The organism is Desulfosporosinus metallidurans (genome assembly GCF_001936615.1).
Taxonomy (GTDB): Bacteria; Bacillota; Desulfitobacteriia; order Desulfitobacteriales; family Desulfitobacteriaceae; genus Desulfosporosinus; species Desulfosporosinus metallidurans.
Window position 1 is genome coordinate 12,682 of sequence record NZ_MLBF01000040.1, and the last position, 13,132, is coordinate 25,813.

Genomic DNA, 13,132 nt, shown 5'->3' on the forward strand with positions numbered 1-13,132 from the left:
AAATAAAAACCCCACGTTTTTAAACGTAAGGCTATTTTGTATTGAAGGCTATTTAATATTAATATGACTATATATCAGTTTCTTTAACATAATAAATACAGTCAGCAAGATATATTTTTCACCTTAACCTTAATCTGTATTTATACAACCACCCCATTCTTACATTTTATACTTTTGATAAAGTACGTTAACTCGTATAGCAAATCGATATATGTCTCTCTATTTAAATATCTCCCATTGCTGTCGAACAGAAGTCGCACAAGTGGACGTGTGGGAAAACTAGTCGGTACGGCTACGACTATACCAATTTCACCAGTATTGAGGGTTACTATGGTATCCTCAGGATAAAGGTTTAAGGATTTGCGAAAAGCTTCAACAACTTTTGGATTAAAATCCTTTCCCACAGTCAAAATTATTTCGAGAGCATGATAAGGTGGAAGTGCTTTACGATATGGACGGTCAGCCGTTAGGGCATCATATACATCTGCAACAGCAACAATTTGGGCATCAAGGTGAATTTTAATCCCACTAAGCCCATCGGGGTATCCTTTACCGTCCCATCGTTCGTGATGTTGTCGAACTGTTCTCAAGATACTTGGTAAAACATCTGCATTTCGCAGCATAGCTTCACCTTCAATCGGGTGTTGTTTAATTAGGTTTAATTCACTTTCAGTTAATGGCTCTGACTTATTTAATATCTCACAGGGTACTTTAAGTTTACCCAGATCATGAAGAATCGCACCCATAGTTAAATACCGTAAACGTCGCCCTTTATAGCCCAGTTCCCGCGCTGTTAATGTCGCTAATATTGCGACATTAACAGAGTGGATAAAGGTGCAATAATCGTGCTCTTTGAACCTTACCATATCTATTTGTAGAGAATTAAAATCCATGTAAATAGATTTGTCTTTAATCTCATTTATAATACACTCTATACTTACCATCGTCTGTGAAATTTGTTGGGTAGTTATTAACTTGGCTTCATGATAAATACTCCATATTGAACCCACGATGTTCCAATATAAATCTTTGGAAAAAGACTTATTATTGTTTACAGTAGGTATAACCGGATTCCTCTCAGCTTTTAAAGTATACACTTCTTTTCTAACCAGCCGTTCCCAAATCCGCTTTGTCATAAGTTGTCCCCTTGTTAAGAGCAGAAGACCGCTAGCATCAAACAAATCTACGTGGACGTGGTTCCCTAATACTAAAAAGCCTGGTGGTAGCTTTTCAAAAACCAAATTCATCTAATACCTCCCTGATTCCCGTTCCTGCTTAACTTTTTAGGAAATCAAACTTATGCTTCACTTCTGCAACTTAACTTGGTATCATTTCGCTGCCATTGTGTTCTAACTTGCCTCCGCTAAAACTACTTCTACAGTTTTGAGCAAAATGTCCAATTCCAGCGGTTTACGTAAGATATTGCGTACGCCAAAGCATCGTGCAGCGGTCTCGATATCAGATTCGGCACTAATCATGATAACTGGGATATGTTTAGCTTGATCGTTCTGCGCGAGTAGAGTTAACACTTGCAGCCCTGTCATCGCCGGCATGTTTTGATCGAGCAGAATAAGAGACGGGCTGTTATCTGAAGTCGCAAGGCGCAAACATTCCGGTCCACTATCCACTGCTTTAACGATATAGCCTGATTCCTCCAAAGCCTTGTGGATAAAGAGTCTAACCCCAAATTGATCATCGACCACTAGAATGTATTTTGCCAATTTTCTCACTCCTTCTTTTTAACATTCTATTTGTTACACAGGTAAGCAACGAGAAAGGCCACATATTATAGTAATTTCATTCATTTTATAACTATATGTCTCTTTTTTCAATATAAATATAGACAATAAGTCGGTAAGATGTTTTTGGTGGCCACCTTAAAATGGAATGGGAGGTGATAGATGTGTCTAACATTCAAGAAGTTGTAGGGAAAAATATTCAACTATTCCGCCAGTCTAAGGGGCTAACTCAAGAGAGGCTCGCTGAACTAGCAAACGTCAGTAGTTCATACATAGGATATCTTGAACGTGGACTTAGAACTCCTTCCCTAGACCTATTAGCCAGAATAGGCAACGCATTGGAAGTTGAACCAACAGTTTTACTCAAAACTACCTCAGAGGATACCGACCCAATACTAAAGAAGCTCAATGCCCTCCTTGCAGGACAAAATCCAAAACCAATTCGTTTTCTTTATGAAGTTGCTGTTGCCTATATCGCGTCAATTAAGTGATTCAGTTTATCTCCTATCTGGAAGAGGGTCTTCGCGTAAATCTGCGAAGACCCTCAGTTTTTATGTATACACCCTATTAAGTTAAACTCCGCTTGTTCCCTTTGTTCACTTAATCGTTAACTCACCATCATACGATGAGATACTTCTGTACAAATCAGGCCGACGGTCCCGAAAGATTCCCCACTCTAGGCGCTGCGTTTCTAATTGATCCAAGTCAAATTCAGCCACCAGCACCGTTTCATCGTAGCGGTTTGCTTCGACTACCTTGTTCCCTTGTGGGCCAGCAATGAAGGAAGAACCGTAAAAAGTAATACTGGAATCTTCGTCTACTTCAACCCCGATTCGGTTCGATGCTATCACCGGAATCAGATTCGCAGCAGCATGCCCTAACATACAGGCCTGCCAATGATCCTTGGAATCAATGGACCCATCTTGAGGCTCAGAGCCAATAGCCGTAGGATAAAAAAGCAGTTCAGCTCCCATCAACGCCATACAACGGGCGGCCTCCGGATACCATTGATCCCAACACACCCCAACCCCAATCTTTCCGTATCGTGTATTCCACACTTTAAAACCTGTATCCCCCGGGTTAAAATAAAACTTTTCTTCATAACCCGGACCATCCGGTATGTGACTCTTGCGATATTTTCCCAGCACTTCACCATTGGCATCAATAACGGCAAGGGAATTATAGCGGGCATAGTTTTTTTTCTCATAGAAACTGATCGGCAAGACCACCTTAAGTTCTTGAGCTACTTGTTTAAAATGCTGAACAGCCTTATTCTGTTCCAATTCCGTAGCATAGACATAATAATCCGCTTTTTCCTTCTGGCAGAAATAAGGGGTTTCAAACAGCTCTTGCAACAAGATGATTTGAGCGCCCTTTCCTGCTGCTTCCCTAACCAAGCTATCCGCTTTTTCAATGTTTTCAGCGACATTCTCAGAACAACTCATCTGAGTAGCCGCCACATTTACGTTTCTCACATTAATCCCTCCCTGCGGGCATCTGCTGGGTTGTACAATGCACATTCCCTCCCTCTCGGATGATCCCCATTCCATTGACAGTTCGAATCCGTCTTTCAGGGAAAACTTCGCCCAGCACCTGCGCCGCTGAGCGATCTGTATCTTTCGCATCACCGCCAAAAATGGGCAATATTATTCCATCATTAACAAAGTAAAAGTTCAGATAACTCAAGGTTAAGCGTGTATCAGTCTCCCTGTCACACAATTTCGGGGCTTGCTGGATAGGAATAATTTCAAATTTTCTCCCCAGAGCATCCGTTTCTTTTTGGAGGATCTTTAAGTTTGCTCGAGTAATCGCGTAATTTTCATCCTCAGGATCGTCACAAACTTGCATCAGAATTTTACCCGGAGCTGCAAAACAGGCAATATTGTCCACATGCCCGTCGGTCTCGTCGCCGTCTAACCCGTTTTTCAACCAGACAACTCGCTGGATATTTAAGTATTTCTTTAACTCTGCTTCAATCTGTTCTTTCGTCAGTTCAGGGTTACGATTGGGATTTAGGAGGCACTCTTCCGTCGTCAAGAGCGTGCCCTCTCCGTCCACATGAAGAGAACCCCCCTCCATAACCAAGGGAGCATCAAACTGCTTCAATCCAAAATGGTTGAGGATTTGCGGAGCTACCCTATCGTCCAAATCCCACGGCGCGTATTTGCCCCCCCAAGCATTAAACAGCCAATTGACCCCTGCAACCTCCCCGCTATCATGGACCAGAAATGTCGGTCCGTTATCCCTTAGCCATGCATCATTATGCTCGATAACCAGGAATTCAATCCGTTCATTCTGAAATAGGCGCGAGAGCCTTTCCAAATCGGTAGGGTTAACCACAACCGTCACAGGTTCAAACTCTGCAATAGCCAGGATAATTTCGGCATAACCACTGCAAACCGCATCAAAATCTTCTGGATGACACATAGACGCCTGAACAGGCCAGGAAATAAAAGTGCGCGTATGTTTGACCCACTCCGCCGGCATTTTATAGTTTAAAGTGTTTGGATACATTACTTTACCTCATCTTCTTATCGTTTATTGTCTCGATATCAGCTATTGTCTGTCAATAATCTTCTAATAAAAATCTATAGGAGCAGCACGATTCACACTGATGGGTGCTATTATGACAGTTAAAGCCAACAATTTCACCTTCTCCTTGTCCAACCAGCGGTTTTAATCGATGGATTTCGAGGGATACCATCTTAGAAACAACTGAACAAACTTCCTTTCGTTCCTCAATGATTTTCTCCAACTGATCTCCTCCTGCAAAATCAGCGACTGCCTTTCACCCGCCTTCAATTGCGAACATAATAGTTTCCGGAATCGAAGTAAATGGCGTTCATTTCACAAGGCTCAGCTTTCATTATACAATAAAAATGTTCGGTTTTCCTGTTCAAGCCAACGCAAAGTCCCTTACTTATTATGTTCCATCAGAAAAAGCAGTTATTAAACGAACGTTGCTTAGTTTCAATATCCGTAATACATAATAGGAAGGGCTACAAGACTATCTGTAACCCTTCCTATTAATATCAACCCTCTGAAAGCAATTCTGTGGTGGCGTCCCAATCGACACCCTCTTCTGTTAAGACAACCCCATAGTCGTTCCTGGCCTTGGTCGGAGAAATAATACCGTTTAAGACATCTTGCCGAACCCTTTCTGGATCTCGCTGCAAAGGGTCTCCCCACCCACCCCCACCTGAGGTAATTACAGTAGTACCGTCCCCTTCGGCAACGAACGATCACGTTCTTTACTCGCCATAGTGATCCGTCGTCCATCTTCCATGGTCAATTCGGCGAAATTTAGACTGCCCGGTTTTCCTGAAACAGAGCCAAAGGGTGGAATTTTCATCCCGTCACCGAACATGACAATATTGGTCGGCTCGCCATAAAATTTCAGACTATAGCGAATACCTGGCCCCCCACGCCACATCCCTGACCCGGCACTAAATCATTTTGCAGCATTTGCGAATTTCTGACATTGCGGGTGATCAGCTCCATAACCTCATTGATAACCCGCCCCCGACTCACAAGTTTAATCGGGGGAATACGCAAGCCTTCCTGGAAAATCTCGGTCGCTTTAGCATTATAACTACCGGCAACAGTGATGAGCCCTGCTCACACAGTAGAAAAGAACCTCTCCATTAACGACCAAAGGGGTGATTATGCCGATATCGGGAAGATGATTCCCCCCTTGATAAGGATCATTAATAATAAAAACGTCACCTTCTTCGACCTGTCCTGGATATTTCTTAATAATTTCCTTAACGCTAAATGTTCCAGCGGCTGCTAAAATAGGAATACCATTAATCTGTGAGACTAAATCCCCATCTCCGTTACAGATTCCGCAGGCAAAATCGCAGGCCTCGGCAAAATTAGGGGATCTGGACGATCGTTCTAAGGCATAGCCCATTTCCTTTGTGATCGTATCCAATCGGTTAGCAATCACTGCGCGCTCGATAACCTCATCCATTTTGGCATTCATCGTTATCGTCCATCCTTTCCTATCCTAATCCTTAAGTTACCCGCTTGATCAAGTTCAGCCTGACAGTTTTCTTCTATTAAAATGGTCGAAAATCCTTTCTAATTAACGCTTTAACGCTGGACCTCGTAGCCTCATTCCTAGATTTAAGTCCTGCCATAAATCTCTATCCGCTGAAAAGACCCCACGCAAATAGACCGATTGTAACTTTTTGTTGTCCAATGCGTCCAGTGTTTCTCTTGTTTTCTCCAGTCCCGCGCGTATTTCAATCCTATCCTGAAAGGAATTCTCCTTTTCCTTAGCTAACAGTCGCAGGTTCACAAGTTCTAAGGGCTTCTCCGGCTGGCTATAACCGTAAAGTCTATGAGGGTTTTCGTGAAATCCCCTAGCTAACTGTTGCCAAACTGTCGGATCATTCGTACTACACGGCAGGGGTGTGTTAATTTCATGATGCTGATCAGGGTACTTTAAATCCGCTGACCAAACGTATTCGCGCTGATCGATACTTACCCCGAGGCGTGACAATTCTTGATCCGCTTGCCGTTGAAGTTCCACTACGACCTGATTCCAACTTGGACCTGGCGTTTCACCTAACACTTCAAAGAGGCTGCGCAAGACTTCAATCTGAAAACAAGCGTGGTGCAGTCCTTGGGCACAGAAAACGGGCGCTAGTTCAGGAACTACAACTTCTTGAATCCCTACCCCCGCTGCCAAAGCCGTCGCAAACAACAGCAGTGCACCGCCGACTGCGGCCAAGGCGAATAAACGGGGATCATACCCTTTTTTGACGGTCATGAGGTAAACGGCATCCACCATCAAGGAGAGAGCCACCTGATAAATGGCATAGGCTGCTTCAGGGACGGATAAACCTAACGGTTGAGCAATCTTCGTTTCAATTGCCTCATAGGCTAGTTTCTCATCTAAAGCCATGCGTCCGCCCAAAAAAATCGAACTGTCTAATAGACCCATGATTACTGCCGCATCAGTGATGGTGGGTTCTTGACCCCCTAAACCATAACAAGCAGGCCCAGGCTTCGCACCGGCAGAATGTGGTCCAACCCGCAACATTCCTCCCTTGTCCAAACCAAGCGATACTTCCCCCACCTGCCCCAACTGTATGAATATCTAACATCGGCAATTGGACAGGGTATCCGATTCAGACTAATTACACCCAGAGAAGAGGGGAACAATGTTTTTGCCGCATAGCCCACAATCTAAACTAAGTCCGAACAATCTAGCTTTTCCATTGGTTATGGAATTTATCTCTAGGAACGAACTGCTTCGGCTTAAGGTGCACAATCAAAACGGGACAACTGTGATCGACTGCGGTGTTCATGTTCCGGGCGGTTGGGAAGCTGGGATTTTGTTTGCGTCTGTTTGCCTCGGAGGTTTGGCCCAAGTTTGAACAATGGCACGTCCAGGACCGGAACCCATGGCCAATAACTTGCCATTTCGAATAGGCCAGCATACCCCGTTTTTAGAAATCCAAAAGTCCGCCAATTTCACAAATTTCATCAATATAGGTTAGTTTCTATGCTATAATCGTTATATAGAGGAGAATGAAAGGATGGGATTTGTGAAAAAGATCATTTTATCGATTATTACTTCGCTTGCAGTAGTATTATGCACACCGTTTATTACTCAGGCGAGCCCCTTAGTATACCCCACCGAGCGAATATCTGGGCAAGACAGAGTTGACACGGCTCTTAAAATATCTCAAAAAGGATGGGACTCTGCTCAAACCGTTATTTTATGCGAATACTCCGATTTCCCAGATTCTATCGCCTCAACTCCTTTTGCTGTGAGCATAAACGCTCCCATACTGTTGACTAAAGGAGACTCAATTGACCCGCGTGTGCTTAAAGAACTCCAACGCTTAAAGCCCCAAAAAGTTATTCTTCTGGGGGGAACCGTCTGTTTGCAGCCTTCTATCGAAAAAGAGCTCAATCAATTATCCCTAACTTGGGAGCGAATCGGCGGAGTAGATCGCTATGAAACATCCATCCTACTCGCCAAGCGATTGTCTACGGATTCCCTCATCGTCGCCAACGGGGATGATTTCCCGGACGCATTATCAGCCGCAACATTTGCTGGAATCAAACAAATTCCCATCGCCCTTACTTCAACAACGCTTCCCGAATCTGTCCTTCAATACATAAAAGATAAAGCACCCCAGCACATAATTGTCATTGGCGGAGAAGTTGTCGTTCCTTCCAAAGAACTCACTAAAAACAACTTTGCGATCGAAACCCGTTTGGGCGGTCTGGACCGATACGAAACCAATGCCAAAGTCACTACCTATATGAAAGAAACCTATCAATCCGATGATCTCTTCTTGGCATCCGGCATCACTTTTCCTGATGCCGTGGCCGGTACAGTTCTTGCTTCAAAATTTAAGGCTCCCCTATTACTCACAGAACAGAAAGATATCCCGCCCTCCGTTTACGCCCTCATGCGAGAACATATGAAAGTTGAACCCCCCTCAAGCACAAATAATGCTAGCAGTGACCTTAACAAAGGGAGAATCACAGCGGCAGGGGGTTTAAATCTTAGAGATACCCCTTCATCCACCGGAAAACTGCTACTAACGATTCCAAAAGACGCGACCATTGATCTTGCCAATCAGCAAAACCGCTGGTATAAAACAACCTATCAATCTAAAACGGGTTGGGTATCCGCTGACTATGTAACACTTGCTTCTACGAATGACTCCACTTCTACGTCTAACATTGATTTAAGTGTCAACGGTACAGTTTATATTTTAGGGGGAACGGGTGTTATTAGCTCAAAAACACAAACCATTATCGAGGGAAAAACGTCTTCCAACTATAACACCAATCTTAAAGACTTCCCCGCTCTACCCTCAACCCTCCAAAAACCTGAGACTCCCTCAAGAGGTGGCGACGTCATTACCCCTCCCCCTACTGACACTCCTTCTGACACCACTTCTCCTGTTCAGACAACTTATGATCCTTCCAAAGAAGTTCTCCAAGACCCATTTGCAGGCATCCCAGCCAACGCTTTAGCCGGCAAGACAATTATGCTGGACCCTGGACATGGGGGACCAGATACAGGAGCAATCGGCCCCAATCATACTTATGAAAAAGCTAACAACTTGGCCATTGCGCTTTCCCTAAATACTATCTTGCAACAAGCAGGAGCCAAGGTTATCTTAACTCGAACCGACGATAGTTCTCCCGCTTCCAATTATTCAGAAATAGAAGATCTCCAGGCCCGAGTGGACTTGGCCAACAAAAGTAATCCAGACCTATTTATATGCATCCATAATGATTCGTTCAGCAACCCCGATGTGCAAGGCTCTTCAACCTATTATTCCCAAGATAATCCTAAGCAACAGGAAAGCCTACAGCTGGCAAACAGCATCCAATCCGCTGTGACCAACACTGTTCAAACAAAAAATCGCGGACTAAAAGAAGCCGGATTTTATGTTTTACGCAAAACAACCATGCCGGCCATTTTGCTTGAGACAGCCTTTATTTCTAATCCCTATGAAGAAGCTCGACTACAAAACCCGACGTTCCAGAAAAACGTTGCCGGCGCGATTTTCCATGGCATCTACAACTACTATAAAAATCCTCTACCCAATCCATGATAAATACTCGATACTTGGAAACAGGGGGACAGGTACGTTGTTTCAGATTTAATTGAAACAACGTACCTGTCCCCCTGTTTCTACAGCGTTGGCTTAGGAACGGATACTATGTTTTAAACCCCAGTTAGCCAGGGACACGATTATCGACACGATGAAGGCAACCCAAAACCCATGTATATAAAAACCCGGTAAAAGCCCACTAGTGAGCATGATCATCCAGGTATTTATAATAAGAGTGAAAACCCCTAACGTTAAAAGATTCAGCGGGATAGTCAATAGGATCAGCAAAGGGCGAATCAGCAGATTGATAAGCCAGAGGACCAATCCGGCCCCTAAGAAGTGCAGGGGGGTTGACACCTCAATGGGCAAAAATTGAGCCGCCACGAAAAAGGCGAGTGTGTTGATTAAAACACGATAAATCTGTCGTTTCATCCTATCCCCCCGTTCACTTTAAACTTATTTTGACCCGAACATCTCCCGCTTCTACATCGACAACGTCCAGCCCTTTATACTTGCTCAAATCTTTGATGATGCTATGCGAGCCAGCAACAATGCCGCTTGGAGAAATTGCTTTCACCCAGCGCAGATGGTTGCGAGCCTTTTCCTCTCGGGGGAGCGGTACACGCCTCAGTGCCATTTCTCCAACCCAAGCCAAGTCCGCAAGGGCCTCGAAGAATTCGTCCACTACCCAAATAGGAACCGGAAACGCAAACCCCATCCGCCTTTTCACTTTAACCCGGACCATTAACAGCCTGGCTGATTTACTCCACACACACTTCCACCTTGATTCTTCCCTCTTGAGGGTCCGCTACTTCCACATCCACGATCTTGCCATCCACAGTTTCTTCCACTAATCGTACCAGTTCCTCAACGTCCAAGGCTTGCAAATCAAGGCCCTTTTGCTCCAGCTCCGCTCGCTTGTCCGCAGGAACAAAGCTCATTGCGTAAACCACCAGCTTAGAAGCGGAGCGTATCAGACTCAAAGGAACATTGACATTAACCTTCAACGACTTTTCTCCCACGACCCGAACACGTAAGAAGCGCTCCCCAGCTACTGAGCTAACTGACTCCTTTTTCACTAGGTCAAATTCTGAGATCGAAGAAACCTTTTCTGGAGAACCTCCTTCCTCAATCGCCTTCAACAGATCCATCCCCTCAGCCGCAGTAAGTTTACCCTCCTGAATCATCTCTAGGATCTTCATTTTTTCGCTGCTCATTTTTCCTACTCCCTTCCAGCCAATTTTCGATTCACCCTTAAAACCCGTAACATTTAACTCTTATCCTTACTTATCTGTTTCCTCATTTGACGCGTCGCTTCCTGCGCTGAAATTTCTCCTCGCTCAAGAGCTTCCATAATCTCCTGCCTGCGCAGACTTTCCTCATGGGGATTTACCACATTATTTTCAGGTTCTTTTTCCTTATCCACCCCATAACCCAGCGCCTCAATTACGCTGTCTAAGCGACTTCGCACGGTTGGATAAGAAATACCCAACTCTTTTTCCACCTCTTTGATATTCCCCCGGCATTTGATAAACGCCTCCATGAAAATTAGCTGCTCAGCAGGTAGCCGACAAAATTTACACGAGCTAAATTCCCCTTCAATTTTCGTTGGACAGTAGGTACAAGTTAGTTTGCTAATCTTCATTTCATGATCGCACACCGGACACCGATGGGGCATCTTATAATCCAAAGATCATCACCTCTCGTCAAATTGCCTTAAACATTTCTATGATTAAGATAATAATATCTTATGTTAATAATGTCAATGCAATGCTTAATATATTTAATATTTAACTTGATATTTTCAAGGTAAGTGATTCTCCGCAATTTTTGTCCGGACAGATAACATAAAAATGCAGCGAGCCTCTCCGAGAGACTCGCTGCATTATGTTTGGGTGGCAAACAGAGGGACAGGTACGCTGTTTCATAAAATGGAATCAAAACAAGGAACCTGTCCCCTTGTTTTCACCTTGTTTAATCTGTTTGCTTCTCAACTGTCCACAGGCCGCATCAATATCTACTCCGTGTTCAAGACGAATACTACTATTAATCCCTTGCTTTTTCAATGTATCATAGAACGCCAGCATTGACTCATGCTCGCTTCGTTGATAATGATGATGTTCATCCACTGGATTATAGGGAATTAGGTTTACATTGATGAGATGTCTCTTCTCCCCAATTAGGTTAGCAAGTTGAAGAGCATGTTCTCTACGGTCATTCAGATCCTTGAGCAGAATATACTCCAATGTAATCCTACGATTCGTCTTCATCAAATAATAATCAACGGCCTGCATTAATGTTTCTATCGAAAAGGCACGGTTTATTTTCATGATCCGCGTCCGAAGCTCATTCGTTGGAGCATGTAAAGAGATCGCTAGGTTTACCTGCAAATTAGCATCGGCGAATTCATAGATTTTATCGGCCAAGCCGCTGGTCGATACGGTGATATGTCTAGCAGGAATGGCCAGTCCTTTGTGATCTTTAATAATCTGAATAGCGTCTACGACGTTTTGCAAATTGTCAAAGGGTTCGCCAATCCCCATCACCACAACGTGACTCACTCTTTCATCTTGTTTCACTTGATCCAGATGCTGTTGAACTTTCATAATCTGTTCCACAATTTCTCCACTGGATAAATCACGATTTTTAGTTAGTAACCCACTCGCACAAAAGCTACATCCCATATTACAGCCGACCTGAGTTGTGACACAAACCGACAAACCAAATTTATGTCTCATTAAAACTGTTTCAATCAGATGGTCATCCTTTAACTTGAACAAAAACTTCACCGTTCCATCGTCTGATTCTTGCTTCAAGTGTTCGTTTAAGGATTGGAAGACAAAATGATCTGCTAATAATTGAAGACACTCTTGATTGACATCCATCATTTCTGAGAAGTGCTTAACCTGCTTTCGATAAAGCCAATCCCAGATTTGTAAGGCTCTAGACCTTTTATGCCCATATTCTATAAGCCATGCAGCCAGTTGATCTAATGGCAATCCATAAATGGATTCTTTATTCATTCGTATCTCCTCATAAGAGCTCTACTGTTGCCCGTTAATTTGTTAAAAGCTGCAATAAACCCCTGCTCTACACTGACAAAATCCCTTTGGGAAAAATCATGTTCCATCGATTTTTGAGGTGCTGTTTCAAAGATTTGATAATCCATCATTGCTTCAAATTCATAGTGCAGCAGAGTGTCGTCAACATCTTCAATCTGTTTCTGTTCTTCCATCGCTAAATCACCAAGTCCAAACCGTTCGTAAATTGTCGTTTGCAGCTTTTCCTCAATAATAAAATACTCCGGGAGGTTGCGCTTGACCGGCCGTGTTAAATCAGAAATATAGCTCTCGCTGGCATCGTGCAGGAGGCAAGCAAGTTGGACGCGTGCCGAATACCCTCGGCTTTCAGCCTCCTGATAGCATTGAAGCGAGTGCTGGGCCACGGAGTAAAAATGGCTGCTATGCCCATTGGCCCTGGTCATCAGCGACAAAGAGTGAGCGATATCTTCTATTTTGATGTCTTCCTTGATAGGCTCTAGGGGATAAAATTTGATTTTAGAATAGGTAAGGATGTAATCAGACATTATGCACCTTCCAATTTCTCAAACTATTAATATGTATTGCTTTTGAGTGACATATCATGATCTATCCAATTATACCACTCCAACCTGTCCCTAAAAAGACGAATCAGAAGGTCCGGCTCTCTGTTTTCAGTGATAGAATCCAACCCATTTACTGAATTTGCTCGTTAATACTTTATTCAAAACAGAGAAGGATTTAATATCAACAGTACAGA

General features: G+C 43.6%; 19 protein-coding genes. 3 read left to right on the forward strand and 16 right to left on the reverse strand.

What is annotated here, in order from left to right; genetic code table 11:
• Positions 1–140 precede the first annotated feature (140 nt).
• Positions 141–1,247: an HD-GYP domain-containing protein gene (locus DSOL_RS18720; RefSeq protein WP_075366336.1), complete on the reverse strand. Its 1,107-nt coding sequence runs from the start codon at positions 1,245–1,247 to the stop codon at positions 141–143.
• 102 nt (positions 1,248–1,349) lie between these two features.
• A complete protein-coding gene (locus tag DSOL_RS18725; protein WP_075366337.1) occupies positions 1,350–1,721 on the reverse strand; it encodes a response regulator in 372 nt (123 codons plus the stop codon).
• A 182-nt stretch (positions 1,722–1,903) separates the two neighbouring features.
• On the opposite strand from DSOL_RS18725, the gene DSOL_RS18730 reads away from it, so the two are divergent.
• Complete coding sequence (locus DSOL_RS18730; protein WP_235838892.1) at positions 1,904–2,230, forward strand: helix-turn-helix domain-containing protein; 327 nt, start codon at positions 1,904–1,906, stop codon at positions 2,228–2,230.
• Between the two features lie 105 nt (positions 2,231–2,335).
• Here DSOL_RS18730 and aguB read toward each other — a convergent pair whose 3' ends face one another.
• The 8 genes from aguB to DSOL_RS18755 form a co-directional block, all read right to left on the reverse strand.
• A complete protein-coding gene (gene aguB / locus DSOL_RS18735; RefSeq protein WP_075366339.1) occupies positions 2,336–3,214 on the reverse strand; it encodes an N-carbamoylputrescine amidase in 879 nt (292 codons plus the stop codon).
• Position 3,215: 1 nt separating this feature from the next.
• Positions 3,216–4,253, reverse strand: coding sequence for an agmatine deiminase family protein (locus tag DSOL_RS18740; protein ID WP_075366340.1), 1,038 nt, complete (start codon positions 4,251–4,253; stop codon positions 3,216–3,218).
• 52 nt (positions 4,254–4,305) lie between these two features.
• On the reverse strand, positions 4,306–4,494 hold the full coding sequence (locus DSOL_RS18745; RefSeq protein WP_075366341.1) for a hypothetical protein: 189 nt from the start codon (positions 4,492–4,494) through the stop codon (positions 4,306–4,308).
• A gap of 277 nt (positions 4,495–4,771) precedes the next feature.
• Positions 4,772–4,915 (reverse strand): hypothetical protein, encoded by a 144-nt coding sequence (locus DSOL_RS29035; RefSeq protein WP_235838893.1) that lies wholly within the window; start codon positions 4,913–4,915, stop codon positions 4,772–4,774.
• 32 nt (positions 4,916–4,947) lie between these two features.
• Entirely contained in the window at positions 4,948–5,172 is a 225-nt protein-coding gene (locus DSOL_RS29040; protein WP_235838894.1) for a hydantoinase B/oxoprolinase family protein, read from the reverse strand.
• Positions 5,136–5,294, reverse strand: coding sequence for a hypothetical protein (locus DSOL_RS29600; RefSeq protein ID WP_282433556.1), 159 nt, complete (start codon positions 5,292–5,294; stop codon positions 5,136–5,138). The genes DSOL_RS29040 and DSOL_RS29600 overlap by 37 nt, the downstream gene beginning before the upstream one ends.
• A gap of 37 nt (positions 5,295–5,331) precedes the next feature.
• Positions 5,332–5,724 (reverse strand): hydantoinase B/oxoprolinase family protein, encoded by a 393-nt coding sequence (locus DSOL_RS29605; protein ID WP_282433557.1) that lies wholly within the window; start codon positions 5,722–5,724, stop codon positions 5,332–5,334.
• A gap of 102 nt (positions 5,725–5,826) precedes the next feature.
• Positions 5,827–6,804, reverse strand: a complete 978-nt coding sequence (locus DSOL_RS18755; RefSeq protein ID WP_235838895.1) for a hydantoinase/oxoprolinase family protein — start codon at positions 6,802–6,804, stop codon at positions 5,827–5,829.
• 106 nt (positions 6,805–6,910) lie between these two features.
• On the opposite strand from DSOL_RS18755, the gene DSOL_RS18765 reads away from it, so the two are divergent.
• Together DSOL_RS18765 and DSOL_RS18770 are read left to right on the forward strand one after the other, a co-directional pair.
• Positions 6,911–7,126 (forward strand): methenyltetrahydromethanopterin cyclohydrolase, encoded by a 216-nt coding sequence (locus tag DSOL_RS18765; protein WP_139314527.1) that lies wholly within the window; start codon positions 6,911–6,913, stop codon positions 7,124–7,126.
• Positions 7,127–7,288: 162 nt separating this feature from the next.
• On the forward strand, positions 7,289–9,334 hold the full coding sequence (locus DSOL_RS18770; protein WP_170871561.1) for an N-acetylmuramoyl-L-alanine amidase: 2,046 nt from the start codon (positions 7,289–7,291) through the stop codon (positions 9,332–9,334).
• Positions 9,335–9,427: 93 nt separating this feature from the next.
• Here DSOL_RS18770 and DSOL_RS18775 read toward each other — a convergent pair whose 3' ends face one another.
• From DSOL_RS18775 to DSOL_RS18800, 6 genes are all read right to left on the reverse strand, one after another.
• Positions 9,428–9,766, reverse strand: coding sequence for a phage holin family protein (locus DSOL_RS18775; RefSeq protein WP_075366343.1), 339 nt, complete (start codon positions 9,764–9,766; stop codon positions 9,428–9,430).
• A gap of 13 nt (positions 9,767–9,779) precedes the next feature.
• The gene (locus tag DSOL_RS18780) at positions 9,780–10,106 is read right to left on the reverse strand and encodes a hypothetical protein (protein WP_075366344.1); all 327 of its coding nucleotides are present in this window, start codon (positions 10,104–10,106) and stop codon (positions 9,780–9,782) included.
• Positions 10,096–10,551, reverse strand: coding sequence for an SHOCT-like domain-containing protein (locus DSOL_RS18785; protein ID WP_075366345.1), 456 nt, complete (start codon positions 10,549–10,551; stop codon positions 10,096–10,098). The genes DSOL_RS18780 and DSOL_RS18785 overlap by 11 nt, the downstream gene beginning before the upstream one ends.
• A 53-nt stretch (positions 10,552–10,604) precedes the next feature.
• Complete coding sequence (locus tag DSOL_RS18790) at positions 10,605–11,024, reverse strand: DUF2089 domain-containing protein (RefSeq protein ID WP_075366346.1); 420 nt, start codon at positions 11,022–11,024, stop codon at positions 10,605–10,607.
• Positions 11,025–11,271: 247 nt separating this feature from the next.
• Positions 11,272–12,357: a dual-specificity RNA methyltransferase RlmN gene (gene rlmN, locus DSOL_RS18795; protein WP_075366347.1), complete on the reverse strand. Its 1,086-nt coding sequence runs from the start codon at positions 12,355–12,357 to the stop codon at positions 11,272–11,274.
• Positions 12,354–12,920 (reverse strand): HD domain-containing protein, encoded by a 567-nt coding sequence (locus DSOL_RS18800; RefSeq protein ID WP_075366348.1) that lies wholly within the window; start codon positions 12,918–12,920, stop codon positions 12,354–12,356. The genes rlmN and DSOL_RS18800 overlap by 4 nt, the downstream gene beginning before the upstream one ends.
• Positions 12,921–13,132: the final 212 nt, after the last annotated feature.